11 protein-coding genes are annotated in these 20,973 nt (G+C 34.7%); all 11 read right to left on the bottom strand.

Features of this window, described 5'->3' with window-relative positions; translation table 11 throughout:
- Window positions 1–9: 9 nt before the first annotated feature.
- Window positions 10–3,168, bottom strand: coding sequence for a SusC/RagA family TonB-linked outer membrane protein (locus tag C8N41_RS02100; RefSeq protein WP_115838041.1), 3,159 nt, complete (start codon window positions 3,166–3,168; stop codon window positions 10–12).
- A 90-nt stretch (window positions 3,169–3,258) separates the two neighbouring features.
- Window positions 3,259–3,840: an RNA polymerase sigma factor gene (locus tag C8N41_RS02105; protein WP_115838042.1), complete on the bottom strand. Its 582-nt coding sequence runs from the start codon at window positions 3,838–3,840 to the stop codon at window positions 3,259–3,261.
- Window positions 3,830–4,750: a FecR family protein gene (locus tag C8N41_RS02110; protein ID WP_170137074.1), complete on the bottom strand. Its 921-nt coding sequence runs from the start codon at window positions 4,748–4,750 to the stop codon at window positions 3,830–3,832. The genes C8N41_RS02105 and C8N41_RS02110 overlap by 11 nt, the downstream gene beginning before the upstream one ends.
- Window positions 4,751–5,120: 370 nt before the next feature.
- Window positions 5,121–5,963: a T9SS type A sorting domain-containing protein gene (locus C8N41_RS02115; RefSeq protein ID WP_115838044.1), complete on the bottom strand. Its 843-nt coding sequence runs from the start codon at window positions 5,961–5,963 to the stop codon at window positions 5,121–5,123.
- Window positions 5,964–6,245: 282 nt separating this feature from the next.
- On the bottom strand, window positions 6,246–9,080 hold the full coding sequence (locus tag C8N41_RS02120; RefSeq protein WP_115838045.1) for a sugar-binding domain-containing protein: 2,835 nt from the start codon (window positions 9,078–9,080) through the stop codon (window positions 6,246–6,248).
- 26 nt (window positions 9,081–9,106) lie between these two features.
- On the bottom strand, window positions 9,107–11,092 hold the full coding sequence (locus tag C8N41_RS02125) for a sulfatase family protein (protein WP_115838046.1): 1,986 nt from the start codon (window positions 11,090–11,092) through the stop codon (window positions 9,107–9,109).
- Window positions 11,092–12,567, bottom strand: coding sequence for a sulfatase family protein (locus C8N41_RS02130; RefSeq protein ID WP_244266648.1), 1,476 nt, complete (start codon window positions 12,565–12,567; stop codon window positions 11,092–11,094). Before C8N41_RS02130 ends, C8N41_RS02125 begins: the two co-directional genes overlap by 1 nt.
- A 48-nt stretch (window positions 12,568–12,615) precedes the next feature.
- Entirely contained in the window at window positions 12,616–15,918 is a 3,303-nt protein-coding gene (locus tag C8N41_RS02135; protein WP_115838047.1) for a DUF5107 domain-containing protein, read from the bottom strand.
- A 36-nt stretch (window positions 15,919–15,954) separates the two neighbouring features.
- Window positions 15,955–18,801 carry a sugar-binding domain-containing protein gene (locus C8N41_RS02140; protein ID WP_115838048.1) on the bottom strand — a complete coding sequence of 949 codons (2,847 nt, stop codon included), beginning with the start codon at window positions 18,799–18,801 and terminating at the stop codon, window positions 15,955–15,957.
- A 14-nt stretch (window positions 18,802–18,815) separates the two neighbouring features.
- Window positions 18,816–19,547, bottom strand: coding sequence for an SGNH/GDSL hydrolase family protein (locus tag C8N41_RS02145; RefSeq protein ID WP_115838049.1), 732 nt, complete (start codon window positions 19,545–19,547; stop codon window positions 18,816–18,818).
- Between the two features lie 10 nt (window positions 19,548–19,557).
- Window positions 19,558–20,964, bottom strand: coding sequence for a sugar porter family MFS transporter (locus C8N41_RS02150; RefSeq protein WP_115838050.1), 1,407 nt, complete (start codon window positions 20,962–20,964; stop codon window positions 19,558–19,560).
- Window positions 20,965–20,973 lie beyond the last annotated feature (9 nt).

Below are 20,973 nucleotides of genomic sequence, written 5' to 3' on the forward strand. Positions count from 1 at the left end.
TATTTGTTTTTAGAAGTTTATTTTTAATGAGGTTAAAAATTCTCTAGGCGCAGAGTACGTAGCGTAAGAAATACCACCAGTAGAAGCACCACCTTGACCCGTTGCTGAACCACTAATGGTAGCTTCAGGATCAAATGACGATGCTGTAAAATTGAGTGGATTATTCACACTAAAACCAATTAATACGGATTTAATAGTTTTGGTGTTTTTAGGGATATAATTGTAATTTATTCCCATGGTTCTAATTTTTATAAAATCAGTCTTCTCTGTAAATAAGTTTGTAAAATTCAACCAATTTGAAGTGCCGTTAGCTTCAACCTCAGCAGCTGGTACAATATCATCTGAAGCACCATATAGAAATCTAAACTGTTGATCGAAACTATTAGCGTAAGCTCCTTTTTGGTAACTACCATTGGCATAGAAACTGAAGTTCTTATAAGCGAAGTTCATTCCTAGATTACCAAATAAATCTGGAATCGTAGTCCCTAAATACGATTGTGCCGTTGTAGACTCTAAAACACCATTCTCATCAAAAGTTCCATAGTTTCCTCTAATATAGCCGATAGGATACCCTTCTTCCACTACCGTTTGAATGGTTCTAGCACTAAATCCATTGATATTAAATGGCGCCACACCTCCGGAATCTACGACTAAGTTATCTAAAGTATTTATAGATACATTAAGCGATAAAGTTACATTTTCGGTTTGAATAGGAATAAAGTTGGCGTTTATTTCCCATCCTTTATTTTCGATCTCTCCGATATTGTACAATTGACTACTTGCATAGCCACTAGATGGTGTTGGCGGCACGTAGAACAAGGCATCTTTGGTATTTGCATTGTAATAGCCTACCGATAAGTTTACTCTGTTATTAAACAAGGCTGCGTCTATTCCAACTTCGAAAGTTGTGGTTTTTTCAGGTTTTAAATCCGGATTTCCAGATTGTCCAAAAAAGGCGGCTTGTTCTCCTAAAAAACCATCAAAATCTATAGTTCTTTCATTTACAAAAGCAGGTGGTAAATTACCTGCGACACCGTAATTTCCTCGTAATCGTAAAGAATTTATAGCTGTTGCATTTTCTAACCAAGGTTCTGAGCTTACTAAATAAGACACACCAGCTTTAGGGTAATATTGTGTACCGATATTATCACCAAATGAGGGGTTACGGTCGCCACGAATACCTAAGTCGAAGAACAACTTATCTTTAAACCCTATATTTTCTTGAAAATAGAAACCATAGTTAAGCACTTCTGCTAAATATTCTTCACTTGTTTTTATAGCCGCATCGCTAATCGTTTCGGCTCCATCTCTAATATTTGTACCAGTGTACTGAATTTGATGATCTGAGTTTCTAAACAACTGGCCACCTAGAGTTGAGATAAACGAAAAGTTACCCGTTTCAAATTTATGTTGTGCACTTAATTCTAAAGTAATACCAAAATATTTACGTTCTACATTGGTTATATTGCCTTCGTCTGTAACACGAGTTTGAGTTGTATGTGATAAGTACTCGTTGGTTTGAATGGTTTGATCGTTCTGAACTCTATAATCGATACCTCCAACAAATTTAGCTTCAAAATTATTTACAGGTTTGTAAGCGAAACTTTGAGAGGTTGTAAATCTATTTATTGAAATTTCGTTGTCTTGTAGTTCTTCTGCAGTTTTCACAAAATCTTTAATTTCACTAAACTCGGCAGCACTAAGGTCGTCTAACCTATTGTTAAACCCTTTTAAAACCGAAGCACCACTTTCTGCAAACCATAAACCTGTATATCCTCCTTGATTACCATTTCGGTTTCTGTTGTACGTATTATTCACATAAATAAAAGAACTATTATAGGTTACTTTATCTCCTAATTTCGCTTTAAAACCAGTGCTAAAATCTATTTTCTTGTTGGCGTTATTTTCTGCAATTTGAGCTCCGGTGTTATCTAAAAAATTTCCAGAAAAACTATAACCAAAACCTTCAGAGTTACCTCCACTTATACTTAAGTTATATTTTTGATAAGTTCCTGTTTCAAATAATAAGTCTTTAGAGCGATCAAAATAAAGGAAATCTGCAGTTGGCGCTATGATTCCCATTTGCGTTGAAGCTGTAATTTGTGTTCCTCTAGAGCTTCCTTTTTTGGTAAAAATTTGAATTACTCCGTTCGCGGCATCTGAACCGTATAATGTGGTTGCGGCTCCACCATTAATGTACTCAATACGCTCTATATTATCCATTGGAATATCTGCGATAGAACTCATAGCAGCACCTTGTGCACTACCACCACCTAAAGCACTAGTGGTGTTTAAGTTATCCATACGCACACCATCGATATAAAATACTGGTGTTGAACTGAGAAAGGCTGAATTAATACCTCGAGATCTAATTAATGTAGTTGCTCCCGACTGGCCTCCGGTAAAATTAATCTGCGTATTTGGTAATTTGGTGGCAATCAATTGATCTATACGTTGCGATGGCAAACCGGCTAAATCTTCAGACTTAAGCACTTCAACATTACTAGATAACCGTTTTCGTTGTACACTAGCACCTTGTCCTGTAATAACAACTTCGTTCAGTGCTGCAAAGTGAGGTTTTAAATTCACTACAATTTCTAATTGACCATCTAAAGGAAAATCGACGTCTTCGTATCCGATGTAAGTGATTTTTAACATCTTCGTATCCGCAGGAACGGTAATTGTAAACTGGCCATCATAATCCGTTACAGCACCAATATTATACGCTGTAGCGTAGATATTAGCTCCTAACACAGGCGTATTAGTCTCGTCGTACACCACACCTTTTATGGTAATATTCTCTTGATTAATCTTAGAAACCGTTTGGGTTATCGGCTTAACTAAAATGCCATTATCTGTAATTTTAAAATCGATTGGCGATTTTTGCTTTAACGTCTTTAACACGGTTTCTAAAGGTTGATTATTGACATTTAAATCAACTTTTGTGTTTTGGTAAAGTGCGTTAGAAATATAAATGAATTTTAAATCTGTTTGTTTTTCAATTAAATTAAACACCTGAATTAAAGACGCTTCTTTTAACTGTAAATTAATAGTGTTAGTATTAATATTATAATGCTCAATATTGTATGTTGTATGTGTACTTCCGTAAACATTTAATAAACTTGCCAAGATGATGACAGTACTTAATATGAATTTTTGGTGTTTCATAAAGTTGTGATTTTTTTATTGTTTAGTTGTGATTGATATAATCTTAAGGGATTAAAAGCATAAGCTAACATTGCTCAATAGTGTATTGTTCTACTTTAGCTTGCTTACATTAGAGCTGATATGCCTGAGGGCTAACCCAATATGATTCTCTACGGTTTTAGGGGTTATGTCTAATAGTTCTGATATTTCTTTGTATTTAAATCCGTCAATTCTGCTCATTTCAAAAATTTGACGGGTACGTTTTGGTATGGATTCTAAAACATTTTTAATGACATTTTTATTAATTTCTTTTTGTTCGTTAGCAATGATTTCATCCTCTATACTTGGATATAGGCTACTGCTATTTAACTGGTCGTCGTTTTGTAGTGGTCTTGTTTGGTAATTGTTCTTAATTCTTAGGAGATCGTTTTTTAGTATCGCATAGATATATGATTTTGGATTTTTAATTTTATTAAGTTGGTCTCGATTAGACCATAATTGAATAAAAACATCGTCTACTTTTTCCTCTATAACATGAATGTTAGACTCGAACAAAACACCAAATCTGCACAGTTTGTCATAGTATTTTTTAAAAAACACATCGAGTGCCTTGGTATCACCTTCTTGAATTTGTTCAAATAGAAAAAGGTCTTCACTTGGGATGATTGAATGACGAATGCTTTTAATCTTCATGATTTTGAGTTATTAGATATTCGTTATGATTTACCTTCTTTATTTCAACATCAGCGATGAATTCTATGGAGTGAATAAATGCCTCTAGATCTTGTTCTTTAAAAGCACCTGTGATCCTTTTTTGATTAATTTCTTCATCAGTAATCTTGAAGCTTACTCCGTAAAAATTATTTATTTTATATAAGGCGTCTTTGAATATTAAATTATCGAGAATTAACATGTTATCTTTCCACGCTAAAGTCTTAGTAACATTGAAGTTTCTTTTAGTAACATCCGAGGTTTTGGTGTTATAAATTAGCTCTTCCCTTGGTAATAAATTAAGACTGTTTTGAGACTCTTTAATGAGGACATTGACCTTACCTCTTTCTAAGGATACCGACTTATTATCTAAGACGGTATTAACGTTAAAAGCGGTTCCTAAAACGGTAATGTTTAAATCCTCTGTATGGACAACAAACGGAATTTCTTTGTTATGCGTAACGTCAAAATACGCCTCTCCTTTGACGTAAACCTGACGCTTAATATTAAAATCTGAGTTGTATTGGATTTCGCTAGATGCATTTAAAATCACCAAACTACTATCGGGAAGATATACAGTTTGTCGCTGTCCTTTACTTGTAGTGACTTGGTTTGTATAGCTTAATTCATCGGAATGCGAAAAGTAACCGTAGGCTAAACAAAGTACAACACATGCCGCCAAACTATAGGCAACCCGACGTATAACATTTGGTTTTGAACGCTGAGTTCTAAGAATATTTTGGGATTCTAATTGTAAGTCTTTTTGCGCTTCATAGGCTTTTAAACTTTCAGGATAGTTATCCCAAATAAGTTTGTAGTTATCAAAGGTTGCTTTTAACTCATGATCTAAAGTCAGCTCTATTTCGAATATCGCTTTAGCTGCTGTAGACAATTCCTGCGTTAAATATCGAACGCATTTTCTTTCATTTTTAGTCATTTCCGTCATGGAGTATTCCCTTTTACTACTATGAGTAGAAAATTAGAAAATACCCTCAGTGATTGACATCAAGAGATTGACAAGGAATTATTAAGTAATTGTTAATTGCGCAGAATGACCGAGAGTGGTGTTTTAATTATGACGTTTGAAAAATCAGAAAATTGATTCTATTAATAAACTAGCAAGAAATGAATATCTAAGAAAATTGAAATTAAAAACCATAAACAAAAAAGCTGTACAAAAATAGATTTGCACAGCTTTAGTTATGTTGTATTCTCAATCGATAATCTAAGATGAGATTACCCAATTGACAAATTATACATCGCTATTGTTTCATTAAACGTTTTGTAACGGTATGACCATTTTCATCCGAAATTTTTACAAGATACATTCCAGAAACAAAATGACTAATATCATAGCTTACTTCACTAGTATTAGGTTTTACATGCATAACTTGCACTCCTAAAATATTATAAATTGAAACGTCAGAAATAGAACTATTATCTGTAACTTTTATATTAAAGGTAGACTGTGTTGGATTCGGATAAATTGAAATATTAGTATCCAACTCAAAGCTACTTACGTGTAAAGGGTTAGCATCCAAAATACGAATCTCATCAATATAGCCAAACATATCTGTATCGTTAAGAATTTGCCCAACCGGATCATTTTCAAAACCCATATCAGGATGAATAGATAGTCTATACAAGGTTCCCAAAGTAAACGCTGTTGCTGTTGGATTATCTTTTATTTCAAAAACGATTTCTTGCCATTCCCCAGACGCTGCAGCATCATATTCATTTAAAGGTCGTACAACTTCATTACCATTATTATCGTCTGCAGTAGCATCAAAACGAATCCCTAAATCTGATTGTGCCGGAAAATTAACCATCATACTTAAGTATTTGGTTTCGGTATCGGTTATCGTCAAATCCTCTACATCAACACCAGCAAAAATCCACCACTGCGCACCAGTTCTATTTAATTGTAAACAGTTTGATGTAGTGTTCAATCCGGTCATATTCGGATTAGCGACAACAGCAGCGGTTATACCACCTCCTGTATTGAGCAAGGCATCAGAACCAGCCTCAAAATCGTTAACTAATGTTTGTCCGAACGATGCAAATGCAGTACCCAATGACAAACCTAAAAGTAAAAGTTTTTTCATAATGTAATAATTTAGATTGTATTAGAATTTATTTAGTTTATTCTGTAGGAAGTTAATAGATTCTATAGCCTTTATAATGGATTATAATAACCACTACATGGACAATATTTCTTTTTAAAACATTATAAACCAAATTCAAATATCATATCTAACTAACTGATATAATTACACATAAAGCAACTGCAACTCAATATAATAAATAGATTATTTTGTTGTCACCATCGGTATTATAAAATTTACAAACGGACGATGACAAACAAAACTTAATCCATAACATTAATACTATTCATCATAAATATCTGTTGTTGAGAAACTATCTTTAGTTGCATCTAGCTGAACAGTTTTAAGCGCTTCAAATTCTATAGTTTTTGAAGGATTAAAAGCTTCACTGTTCATATAGTTTAGAAGACTGTGACGCAATTGTCTTGCTACAGGTCGTTCATTTAATTTCGACGTTAAATCAATAGAAGAAAAAATTAATTTTCCGTTACCAACCTTAGCTTCAAACACATTTGATAAATGATGGTTGGTCACAAAATTATCAATAACTCTAACCAAAGGAGTCACATCCAATGAATCTGTTATAACCGATTTTGAATTGATACATAAATCCCACCATTGCCAGTCTGTATGCATACTCGTCGGAAAACTATTAAACGCTTGGTGCTCTTCATCTAACAATACTCCCATTGTTGCAGGCTGGTTTGGAAAATGCACAGGACTCCAAAACACAGGTACAAAACGACCTTCAATACCTTCTAAAGTTTTATAATCTGGATTTAATAAAACAGTCTTACCCTGTTTTAAAGCTGCTTCAGCTTTGGTAAATGATGTCGTCACTAAAATCTGAGATGCCTCTACAGACACATCTTTTGGATATACCCATATGTTCCAACTGTTCTTGTACTTTGTATCTTTTAAACTTACAGTTACAGTGAGTTGCTGCGCTTCTGACACTTTCACAGGAAAAACTATAGATCCTAAATTGGTGTTGTTACCAATCTTTAAATCCACCTGATTAAAACTTCCATTTTCTACTTGATTTCCTTTCTGATCCGTAATGGTCCAATCAATAGTCTGATTTGCTTTTTGCTCGTAAAAATTAGCAATTTCAATACTTGCTTCAAACGTTTCTCCAGTTTCATATACAGCTTTTTCAAATCGAATTAGCGGTACTATTTCGCTATTAAACTGACTAAATTCTTCGGCTGAAATTACACCTTTAGATTCCCAGAAGGCGTTTAACAATCCTACAAGAGCCGTTCCCTGACCAGGAAAATCTTGAAGCTGTAATAATTGAAACCCATCAAAACTTGGTGTTTTTAATGCGCGTTCTATCTCTTCTTTGTACAACAGCGCTGCCAATTTACCAGAAGCATGCGTAAAATCTGGCGCCAACTCTAGTAGTCCTTTTTTCTCTAAATCTTGTTTAACAGCAATAAAATTTAAAGGCTCTAGAAGTCCTGTATATTTTTCAATTTCACTCATATCCGGATACACAGAATATTGTCCTATTTCATGAGAAATTAAAGGCACCTCTATGTGTGCTGAACCAGAAGTATAATCCGCATTAAAATGTGGAGGTTTTGAGTTAAAGATACCTTGACCTCTAATCCAACCTTTATCTGTCCATTGTGCAATAAAAAACTCGTCTTCTACTTCAGGGCGTGTTCCTGTTGGCTTTTGAAACGAAAATGCCGTTGTAGCATATAAATGACGATTATCTTTTGCTTTTAAATCAGCAACCATATCATTGAGCACACTTATATCGCCTTGCAATTCATTACCCATTGCCATAAAAATAAATGAAGGATGATTACCATAATCGTTGATTATTTTTTGTGATTCCTCTTTTAAGAACTCTGTAGTCGCTGCATCTTCACCTACCACTAAACTCCAATGTGGCAATTCTACTTGAAAATAAAAACCAGCTTCATCTGCCGCTTCAAAAGCCGCTTTTGGCGGGCACCAAGAATGGAAGCGTAAATGGTTAAGACCGTAATCTTTGGCTTGCTTTATTAATTTTGCCCAATCTGCCTTTGCTGTTGGTGGATATCCTGTAAGTGGAAAAATTACACATTCTAAATTCCCTCTTAAAAAGATACGTTTATCATTTAGTAATAAATCACCATGTTTAGCACTCACCCATTTATAACCAAAATTAGTGTCAACTTTTCCAGAATTTGTAGTCACCTCAACGTTGTATAAATTAGGATTAAATTCATCCCACAGTTCTAAATTATCGGGTCTATCAATTTCGAAAACGACGTTACCATTTTGCATTTTACTGACCTTAACATCTTGATTAAACACATCTTCTCCTTTTATAGATTTTATAGTACAATGCACAGTTTCACCCGCTTTTATATCTTGCTGAAACGTAACTTTTAACTTACTCAATGCTGAATTAGGATACACTTGCAAATTTTTAGGTTGATTTGTTCCTGAAGCCTTTAACTCAATGTCACCAAGAATACCATTCCACTTTATTTGCGTGTGATTTGTATAGGCATGAGCCATATCTTGGTTTACCTTATCTGGATATTTTGTACCTGCAACATTGATATTTGGAAACTTGTTAGAGTTATCTATTACAATAGTTAACAAGTGTGTACCTGGAGTGACGTTGTGATCTAATTCAAACTCATGGTTACCCACTAAACTATTTGCAGAGCCTATTTTCTGTCCATCTAAATACACTGTAGATTCCCAAATAATACGCTCTAAACTCAACACCACATTTTGGTCTTTCCATGCACTCGGAATTTCAATCTCTTTTTGATACCAAGCTTTACCAATGTACTGATGCTTTCTTGTTAAATTAGACATTACATAGTTGTTAATGGCAGGCTCTAGGGTGTTAGGCTTTCCTAAACCAGCATCATCTAAGGTGCCTGGCAATTCTATTTTAGAGCCTTCAAACTTTGTAGCCGACCAATTTTCTGAAGCTCCAATATTAGTGGAATCTAATTTAACCTCCCAAGTACCAGATAAATCTATATCTGTGATGTTTTCATCGTTACAAGACGTTATACTCAACAGTAATGCGAGTAATAAAATAAAACCTCTATTTTTAGTAAGTATGAATTGCTTTTTGTTCAATTGATTTTGAATCATTGTATTGAATTTATATAATTTATCTGTTATTGTTTATCATTATCCACGATACCTTCTAAACTCATAAAATCTAAGCAAGATGCCTTTACTTTATAAACCGAAGTCGTATTGTACGTTTGTGCTACATGCGACCGAAATTCACTTCTATCATCAAAATAAAGTGTATAATTAATGGCAGAGAGTGCTAAATGAGGATTCTCGTTAGTGATATAAGTTTTGAGAATTTCACTAGATTTATTATCTGTACTATTAGCGTAAATTGTCGCTGCGATATTAATTAAAACAGGTGCATAAGCATCCTTTAAATAAGGCTTTATTTGCTCCAAAACTTCTGTACTTAAGTCATTCCTTAAATGATATAAACCTAGAGATGCCCAATATCTAATAATTTCATTTTCATTTTTTAGATATTTCAAAAATTGAAACGCATCGTCTTCCACACCAACTAAATTAGCAACTTCAAAGATATTTTTTAAGTCAAATTGTTCTTCGTCGATCCTAAACTGATATGGTGTACTATTTCTAGAAATTTCTCCTAATTCGAATTCTGGTAAAAAATGAACATCCCTTTCCTTTAGAATTTCAGTTTTAAGACGCGCTCGCATAGTTTTTAAAATCTCTTGATGTGCTTCAGAATCAACTAAATTAAATGCTTCCCATGTATCATTTTTTAGGTCATATAAAACTTCAGGAGGTTTATTCTTAAACATACTATTTTGAAATTCATTCAATTTACCGTTATCATAATCTTCTCGCATGTGTTGGGTAATCTCTCCAATATCTATGTAATGTATGTATTTTACCTCTGGAAAAAAGGGCATAAAATTTCTTGAGTATAAGTACCTACCATCCGTAATGGTACGCGTCATATCTAATCCATTATCTGCTCTATCCGTAGAAAGGTAAGTGTATTCCTTTTTAGGTTTTGGTTGCTCTCCTAAAAAAGGACGCCCTTTCATATAATTTGGAATTTCAATTCCTGTGATTTGCAACAATGTCGGTGCTAAGTCTTCAAAATCAATGATATCATCCGTTACAATGCCACCTGTTCCCCAAGGTGACAAATGCTTGTATTTTTCGGGAAACCAAATAATAAAAGGCACTCTATAACCTAAACCAATACCGTTTGTTTTACCCCTAGGGATACCTTCGCCATGGTCCGCAAATATAAAAACTATGGTATCATCCATGAGATTATCTTCGTGAAGTCGGTGAAGAATATTCCCCATTTTAAGGTCAGTTAGTTTTATGGAATTATAAACCCTCGCCACTTGTTTTCGCATAGCATCCGTATCGCGATATATTGGTGGCATTTCAAAAGCCTTATCTGAAATAACATGTTTTGTATGAAATCTATTTAATGCTTCTGGTTTTAACGGAATTAATTTTGTGTTTTTAGGTAAATCTTCATCAGAATTGTTAGTGGCTTTTTGCTTAGGTAACAAATATTGAATTACATTTTTTTCGTACCATTCGTAAGGCATACTCATAGTACGTGATTGGTGCGAATCTGGAATATTAAAAACCGAAAAAAACGGTTGATCATTCTTGCGGTTCCACCATCCGGCTTGATTAGAACTTTCGTGCCATGTCTCTTTTGTAAATTGATTAACATTAGCAATATTATAATCCGTTTTACTATTGTTGGTTACATAATAACCATTGTCCTTTAAATATTTAGGAAACCCCTTAATTTCTTCTGGAATTGGGAAATTACTTCTATGGTTACCACTTCCCATTTTATAAGTGGGTACACCTGTAATTATAGCACTACGACTAGGAGAACAAACGGTACCCTTAGAAAATGCATTTTCAAATCTAACTCCTTGGCTAGCCATAAAATCCATAACCGGTGTTTCGGCGTTTTCATTGCCATAACAACCAATAAATTGTGGAGATGTATCTTCTATGGTTATCCATAAAATATTTGGTTGGTCTTGTGCTGAAACGTTAGTCACAAAACCTATATATACAAACAATTGAAAAACACGTCTGATTACTTTGAACATCATTATTTCAATATTTTTTCTAATTGTTTTTCCATTTGCTTCACTATTTTAGGAAATGCTTTGTAAACATTGTTAGTTTCCGATGGGTCTTCATCGAGATTAAATAGCTGTACTTCTTCTCGAAATCCCGGATCCACAAATTTTTGAGCTATCCAGCGTGGTACCTCAGCCTCTTTTGGCTTTATGTATTTCCATTTCCCCATTCTTAAACCAAATGTATAGGCTTCTTCGAGTAAAAACTCACGTCCTTTTTCAGATTTACCTAACCAAGCTTCTAAATAATTTTCACTATCTGGTGCCGCTCCTTTTTCTACCTTTTGATTGACCAGTTTTGCTAAAGAACGATACAAGTCTACTTGAGACAATAATGCATCACTTGTGCCTGGTTTCACCTCATTTGGCCAATGTACAATGGTTGGCATTCTTGTACCAGCTTCGTAAACTGAATACTTAGCTCCTCTAAACTCACCTCCTGGTTGGTGTTCACCAACTAATTCCCGAGCATAGTCTAAATAACCATCATCTAAAATAGGACCATTATCACTTGTAAAAATGATTAAGGTATTTTCTAAGAGATTCGCTGTTTTTAATTGTTCTGTAATCTGACCCACACACCAATCCATCTGAGCAATAACATCTCCTCTAGGTCCCATAGTGCTACTTTCAACAAACTTAATATTGGCCACTCTTGGTTGATGAATATCATGCAAGGAAAAGTATAAGAAGAAAGGATGATCTTCATTCTCTTGAATAAAATCAGTGGCTTTATTTGACAATACAAAAGGAATTTCTTCGTCCACCCAAAGTGCATCTTCACCACCTTTCATATACCCTATTCGGCTAATTCCATTGATAATGGCACCTTGATGATAAGGGTCTGTATGCATTTTTAATAATTCAGGATGCTGAAATCCCCAAGGATATCCATCTATTCTGGTACCATAACTTACAGAAATAGGATCTTCTGGATTTAAACCAACCACCTCTTGATTTTCTAAAAACACACAAGGCACTCTATCTCCTGTGGCAGGAATTAAAAAACTATAGTCGAACCCTAGTTCTTCTGGACCTAATGGTACTTTTTTATTCCAATCAATTTTTCCTCTTCCTAAACCCAAATGCCATTTCCCGACAACACCAGTTTTATAACCTGCTTTCTGTAACATGCCTGGCAAAGTCTCCTTGTTTGGATCAATAATTAATGGTGCGTCTCCCTCTAAGATTGCTGCATTATTTCTAAAGGCGTAACTGCCTGTTAAAAGCGAATAACGAGATGGTGTACATGTTGCCGATGAACTATGCGCATCTGTAAAGTTTAAACCATTTTTAGCAAGCGCATCTACATGAGGTGTTTTAACGCCAACAGCACCATTAACTCCAATGTCACCATATCCCAAATCATCAACATAAATAACAACAATGTTTGGTTTTTGCTGTTGTGCAAAAACCAAACTATTAACGACTAGAAAAAGCGTCAAAATTATTTGTTTATATATTGATTTAAAAACCATAGTTTTTCTATTGATTTAAAGTGAAACCTCTACTAATTTTGAATGAATATGTGCTGGAATATGAAACAAATTGGCTTCTGTAACTTTTGTAAAAGCGTCTATTGCTGCTTTATGATTACCCAATCCTAATTGCCCAAGTCCAATGAGGTAATTACAGTGAATTTTATTGAGATCGTTTAAGTCTTCTTCCCATATTAATAAATCTGGTAATGAGATTGCAAAATAATCAAGCTTTACTTCATCATTCATATGTGTTTCTCCATAATTCAACAAGTTATTAAAACGCACATTTGCTTCGTCAGTTTTATCTAATTTTTGAAGCGCCAATCCTTGATAGAATATTTTATCTGGTTGCTGATCGTTATAAAAAATAGCTGGACTTGGATCGCTTAAGCCTTCTGATGCTTTCTCAAAATAAGCATTAGCTTCTGCTTCATTTTCTAATCCTTTATAAGCACATCCTAACCAATAATCGATATCATTTTCTACGGTTCCAAGTAGTTTTCCTTCACCCAAATTATGAGGATACACTTTTGCTTCGTTTAATAAATCGATAGCGTTTTGATAATTTTTAAGGTTAATTTCATTCTTTGCCAATTCAATTTGACATGTTAAATACTGAAACGGTACTTTACCTTCACCACCTTCCCAAGGATGGAATTGGCGGTTCTGGATCAGATTCTTAGCCGTTTGAAAATCACCTTTTAAATTATATAAACTCACACGTTCTAAATACAAATCATCTCTAGAGTTTGTTTGCTCTAAGTGCTTTTCTAAAAGTGCTAAGCGCTCATCAACCGATACATTAATTTTTTTATAAAATTGATCTAATTCCATTAACAATCGTGCATCAGAATTATCTAAAGCAAAAGCACGCTCTAAATGTTGCTTTGCTAATTCCTTTTGATTCGCTTTATTGAAATACAGTAAGGCTAAATTACGATGTGTTATTGCAAACGAATCATCTAATTTTACAGAAGTTTCCCAGCATTCTTGAGCCTCTGTATATTGTCTAGAAGCATACCAGAAATTCCCTAAATAGTAAAAAGCTTTTGAATCTGAAGGATTGATTTTACACGCTGCTTGTAGTGCTAAAACTTCTTCTATCTTATTAGGAAAGCAATAGTCTTCTGGCATCGCTGCTGCTTTTTCAAAGCATGCTAAAGCATTAGCATTATCTCCATTTTGATTGTAATACCAACCCATAAAATAGTAAACCATTGGGTAAACTGATTCTTTATTTGTTGTATGAACTTTAAGCAAGGCAATAGCTTCTTCGTACTGACCTGCCATAGCATAATCTAATGAGAATTCAATATAGTTATGTGCATAGCCTCTTAATAAGTTCTCAAATTCAGCTAAATGTTCTGGATTATTAGAGATGACATAACGTTCGTATAAAACACCAAAATTAAATTTATCGATTTCTAAAGATGCATGAATTAAATTCTTTGCCGCTTCTATTCTACCTAACTTTCTAAGGATAATTACCTTTAAATGTCTTGCTTTGTGGTTATGCCAATTCTTTATTAACGCTCTATCTACAAGATCTAAAGCTTTATCTAAATCTCCTCTAAAACAATCTATTTGAGCTAAGTTAAAATAGCCTGCATCTTGCCATTGTGCATTCCAACAAGCCTTGAAAAAACTAGCATAAGCTTCTTCCTTTTTTCCCAAGAAATTTAAAGCCACTCCTTTATTAAAATAGGGCTCACCATCATAAGGATTTGGATTGTGGTTTGTTAAAGTATCTATTGCTGTATCAAAATATGAAACCGCTTTTTCAAGTTGTCCTTTCCTAAGAAATAAAAGTCCCATAGCGTTATTACAACGCACATCTTTTGGCGCTCTTCGTAGGGCTTCTTCGTAATAATCCATTGGATTAAAAGTAGCGTGTCTGTATTGCTCTAAATGCAATCCTTGTAAAAATAGAGCCTCAACAGTTTCTATTTCACTAGGTGCTTTTGCAGCTTTTGCTGGCTCAGGAATATCAATAGACAAGTCTTTATCTGGTGTCCAAGACACTAATACATTACCACCTTTGTCTAATACTGAAATTGTTAAATCTTCAAATTGATACCCTTCAATTGCAACGGCTTTTTCAAAACCGTTTTCTGGCGAAAGTTGAACAATCTCTTCAAACAGCGTTACATCTTTGCCTTTCAAGATAATTTTACTGTCGTTATATTCAGCAGTAACATGCACTTTTATTAAGGCTTTACCTTCTATAATTTCGAGATTAACTAGTGCTTCTTTTGTAGCATTTTTAACCATGCCAACATTGTAATATGGCATAAAATATTGCTTAAAACTTTTCTCTTCGTAAGGATGCATCCATGTAAAATCTGGCTGATTATCCGTGTAAACACCACACATTAACTCTATATAAGGGCCGTCTTCGTCAGTTAAGTTTCTATCCCAAGCTCTACCAAAATCACCATTTCCCCAAGTCCATTGCTTTTTTCCTGGAGATACATTATGATCTGCAATATGCAACAAACCACCTTTCGTATCGTTTTCATAACCTCCCACAAAATCGTATTTTGAAGTTATGGCCATATAACTTGTTGGCACAGGAATGTTCTTATAATTAGAAATATCAGTTCCTGGAGCGTAATCTACCTTATAATACTCTCCTTTAGCAATTGGAAATTCAGAAACATCGCGTTTTCCATGATCAAAAACCGCATTAACATCTGGTGGAAATACCGATTGGTAATGGTCATTTACCGCTACTGCCGGATTTGCCCACCATAAAAATGTTTGAGGATGCGGAGTTCTATTATATAATTGTGCCTTTATTTCTAAATAAGCTTTATCTGGATGCAATGTAAAACCAGCCATACCTTTAGTACGGAACATACGTTCTAACTCACTAACCCAAATTGTTTTACTTCCATCTTCATTATCCTCGATATAGAAGTCTGTTGGGTCGTACGTACTAGGTCTATGGTGCTGTGGCCAGTTGAATTCGATTCCACCAGAAATCCAAGGTCCCGTTAAACCTACTAATGCAGGTTTAATAACGTGGTTATGATACACAAAATGACGTTCTCTAATTTTATCGTAAGCCATTTGAATTCTTCCTCCTAAGGCAGGCAAAACCATGATTTTTATATAATCATTTTCAATAAAGATGGCATCCCATTCTTTATCTACTTTGGTATCACTAATTTTTTCGATTACTGGATTTGGGTATACCGCACCACTACTTGCTTGATACACACGTTTTTCTAAAAAAACAGGGTATTTTTCAGGTGTTCCAACTTCATATGTAGGTATAATCACCTTTTCTTTCCAAGCTTTTACAACTCTCATATCTATAATACTTTTAATCTACGATATTGCAGATGGTTATTTATAATTTAATAGGTCTTTAATTTTATTAACTGGTACTTCTGTTTGAGGGCTAAAATTTTCACTAGCCATATAAGTTTTTAAGCTGTGTAATAGTTGTTTTGCTTCAAGTCGATTATCTAGATTGGTGTGCAAATCAATTCCAGACATAATTAATTTGCCTTTACCCACTTTAGCTTCAAATATTAAGGCTGTTTTTCTATTCTTAAACCAATCATCTATAACTCTTACAATAGGATTTAATCCTTCTGGTAAATCATCTAGTATTATGGCATTAGAATGACTCATAGCATCCCACCATTGCCAGTTAGAATGAAATTCGGTAGGAAATTCTGAAAGTGCAGGATGTTCTGGATCACAGAGAATACCTAAAGTATGTGGTTTTTGTTCTTTGGTCCATGAGGTATTCCAAAAGATACTAGAAAACCCTACTGCAATATCACCTCCTTTATCTGCCGTTATATCTCCTTTGTCTACATTTAAGAGGAGATGACCTCCATTAATGAGATAGTCTATGGAAGCATTATCCAATTTACTCACAACTCTCAATTCGTTTTCATTAGAAATAGGCTCTACTTTGGATGGGTATACCCAAAAATCCCAAGTGTTTTTATAATTCTCTAATGAAACAGAAAGTGTTAATTTTTCAGCTTTTTTAATTGCGGATAAGCTTTGTTCTATGGTGCCTAATGCTAGACCATTCCCTAATTTAATATCCTGTGTGTTAAATGTACCACTAGCAAAAATGGTTTGATCTGATTTGGTTATCTCCCATTTCGGAATTACATTTTTTAAACTTGTTTCTCCAAAATGCGCAACTTCTGTGGACACGTGTAATGTATCTGTATTTAAGAACACGCGTTTTTTAAATCGTGCTAACGGTACGGTTGAATTAGAAAATGAACTATATTCTTCTGGAGATACATAACCTTTTTCGTCCCAAAACGCATCTAATACACCAACTAACGCGGTTCCTTGACCTGAGAAATCATGTAAATCTAGGAGTTGAAAACCAGCCATACCCTTGGTTCGTAATGCCGCCTCAATATCAGCTTTATAACATAGGGCCTGCAATTTACCCGATGCTAACAGAAAACTATCTGCTAATTTCTCCATTCCATTTTCCTGTAGTGTTTCTTTAAAAATCTCAAAATTCTTCGGCTTTAAAACACCTGTATATTTAGACATTTCCTTAAAATTTGGATACACGCACCATTGGCCAATTTCATGACTTACATATGGCATTGGAGTACTGTTTATGATAGAACTATAATCAAATTCCGTTTGTGGTGGTTTGGCATTAATAATACTATTAAGATTCTGGTTCCATCCTTGTATTCGTGGTTTGCTATTATTGTAAAAATCGAGATTATCAATAAATGGCCAACCTGCCGCACCTGTATAAACTCTTCTATCATCTACTGCTTTAAAGTGAGCCACAAAATCTTTTAAATAAGCCTTATGATTTTCGCCGCTAGGCTCATTGCCATAAGCCATCATTACGAATGAAGGGTGATTTCCGTAGGCATCAATAATGTCTTGTGCTTCTTTGTATAACCAACGGTCAATTGGTTGCCCATCTCCAATGGTGGTCCAAGCTGAAGCTTCAACCTGTAAATACACACCTGCCTTATCTGCAGCCACAAAAGCAGCTTTAGGTGGACACCATGAATGAAAACGCATATGATTTAACCCATGCTCCTTTATAATTTTAAATATGCGATCCCAAGAATCGACATCTGTAGGCGGATAACCGGTTAGTGGAAAAATGGCGCATTCTAAGGTACCTCGTAAAAAAACAGGTCTATCGTTTAAGGTAAAAATGGTCCCGTCTGCTTTAAAATTACGCATCCCAAAATCCACACGCTTTGTATCTACACCAGCATCGGTCTCTAAGGTGAGCTTCATTTCATAAACATTAGGATTAAATTCGTCCCAAAGCTTAGCATCTTTACCCATGTTATAGTTAACTATGAATTCTTGAGTTTCACCTATCTGAATCGCTTCTGTATATTCAGCTACGAGTTGATGGTTTTCGCCTTTTAATTTTGCCTGAAGCGTTAATTGTCCTTGTATATTTTCCTCAGCATCATTATTAATCTTAATGACTGCTTTCACCGTATGATCTGAAATGTTAGGATATAACTTGACGTCTTCAATGGTAACTTTCGCTTTAGCCGACAGCCTTATGTCTCCAATAAAACCATTCCAATTGGTTTGTGTATTATCTGAAATGCTATGCGCATCTAAACCAACATCGATATCATTAACACTATTATCCACTCGAATGGTTAAGGTGTGTTCACCAGCTTTTAATTTATCTTCTATAAGATATCGGTGTGCTGTTCCTAAACTATTTTGCCTTCCTATTTTTTTACCATCGACCCAAACTGTAGATTCCCAATGCACGCGCTCTAAGTACAGTTCTAACTGTTTATGAGCCCAGGATTCCGGAATTTGTATTGTTTTCTGATACCAAGCAGCTCCGACATAATGCTTATTAGGCGTTAGCCAAAACGGTACTTTTACATTGTCTTTTTCCCTATATTTTTTCATTTTAGGGTCTTTGTACCATAAGCTATCATTCCACATATTACCCGTCCAATTAGTACTGACAGTTATATCATTCCCCTTCCCGTTTTCAGCCATGGAACCTGGTAACTCAATTGTTTCTTGAAATTTATGATTGAACCATTTTTCGTCTTCACCAAGATCTAATGCGTCCATTTTAAAACTCCATTGGCCAGACAGGTCTATGCTTTGCTTCACTTCATTTTTACATGCAAATAATGTAAAGATGAGTGCGCATACATAAAGTCGCTTTATAGGATTAGGAGTTATCATTAAAATTGTAATAGTTAGTCTTTAGATGTTGTAATGAAATATTCTGAAATAGCATCTGCCACAAACTGATGGCCTTTCTGATTGATATGATTATTTTGAGACATATACCCTTGCAGCGTCTCAGTCTCTGCAAGTTTTTTGAATATGGCATAGCTATCCACCAAGCCAACGTTGTAGGTTTTAGCCAGCGCTCTTATTTGTTCGCTATGTTTTGCTAGCTCTGCATCAGCAGATAAAATATCTTCTTTTAAATCTGGTGTTGGCGTTAATAGAATAACTTTTGTACCGTATTCCAAAGCCTCTTCAATCATTTGAGACCAGGCTTTTTTAGCACGTTCTAAACCTATACTTCTGTCATTTAATGCATAATCAATGAACAGTACATCGGGTTTGTAAATAAGAACGTCTTCTTTAAAGCGCTTTGCACCTTGTTCGGCTTGTTCTCCACCTATTGAAGTCGTAATCGTGTTTACTACTGAATAGGGATAAAAATCATTCACTTTTTTGAGTGTACGATATGGGTAAGAATCAGTACGATCTACCACACCTCTTGTCGTATAACCCGTAGGAACAGAATGTCCATGAAATACTAAGTTTACTGTTCTGTTATTTGGCCATTTAACTTTTAACTCTTTTTTTAAACTATCTAAGTAATGATTAGAAGCATTATTTTCTTGAGCTATGCTTAGGTTAAGACCAAATAGAATAGCCAAAATCGGTAATATGATATGTGTTTTTAAATTCATATTTATAGTACTATTTCTTTGTATCGGTTAGTTCTAATTCAATCTCCTCTAGGCTTTTTCCTTTAGTTTCAGGTAGCCTGTTTTTAATAAATAGAAATCCTGCCACACAAATAAAGCTATACACCCAGAATGTCCCTGACGCTCCTAAAGCATCATTTAAAATTGGAAATGTAAATGTTAAAATGAAGGATGCTATCCATAGTGCGAAAGTTGCAATAGACATCGCTACACCTCGTAATCTATTAGGAAATATCTCTGACAAAACAACCCACGTAATTGGTGCTAATGACATAGAATAGATAGCGATAGCGATAATTACAAGTAACAAAACAGGCCAACCTGTAAATTGCATGTAATAAGCTCCTCCTAGAATGGCATACACAACACCTAAACCAATGGAACCTAAAAGCATTAACTTACGTCGTCCCCAACTATCTACTGTGCGCATGGCAACCAGCGTAAAGATTAAGTTGACACTACCTGTAATTACAATATTGAACAGCATATCTCCCACACTGTAACCTGCTGCAGTAAAAATTTCTTCAGCATAATTGAAGATAATATTGATACCACACCATTGTTGAAAAATAGCGAGCACCACACCGATAATTAAAATTGGTTTTACTTTAGCGTTTTTAAAATCTGAAAACTTAATTTTCGCAGTTCCTGCCTGATTAAGTGTTAATCTTATATTCTTTAATTCCTCTTCGGCATAAGTGCTTCCTCCAATTTTTGATAACACTTTTTTCGCTGCATTATCGGCATTGATTTTCATTAAGAATCTTGGACTCTTAGGCACCATAAACATTAAACCAAAAAATAAAATTGCCGGAATTAGCTCTGCCCAAAACATCCATCTCCAACCCGTTTGACCGTTCCAAGAACTTAAAATCATCTCAGGTGTACTTTGATCTGGAATAGCTTCTGCTATAAAGTAGTTTGCAATTTGAGCGACCAAAATTCCTATCACTAAGGTTAGTTGATTGATAGCTACAAATTGTCCACGATACTTAGCTGGAGCTATTTCTGCGATATACATAGGTGATAATGTTGACGCTAAACCAATGCCCAAACCACCAATGAGACGATATATTATAAATGGAGTAAACTGATCTACATAACCAGTACCAAAAGCAGAAATTGTAAAAAGTGTTGCTGCCAAAATTAAAGGCAGTTTACGTCCAAATCGATCTGCAACAAAGCCAGAAATAACTGCACCAAAAATACAACCAATAAGTGCACTACTCATAGCCCAACCTTGTAAGGTTGGCATCTCACTAATATCAAAATACAACTCGTAAAATGGTTTTGCACCACCAATTACCACCCAGTCGTAACCAAATAGGAATCCTCCCATTGCAGATACTAAGGCTAGAAAAAGTAAGTATGTAAAATTAAATTTGGTTTTATTTTCCATGTTATATTA

Source organism: Winogradskyella sediminis (genome assembly GCF_003387355.1).
Lineage (GTDB): Bacteria > Bacteroidota > Bacteroidia > Flavobacteriales > Flavobacteriaceae > Winogradskyella > Winogradskyella sediminis.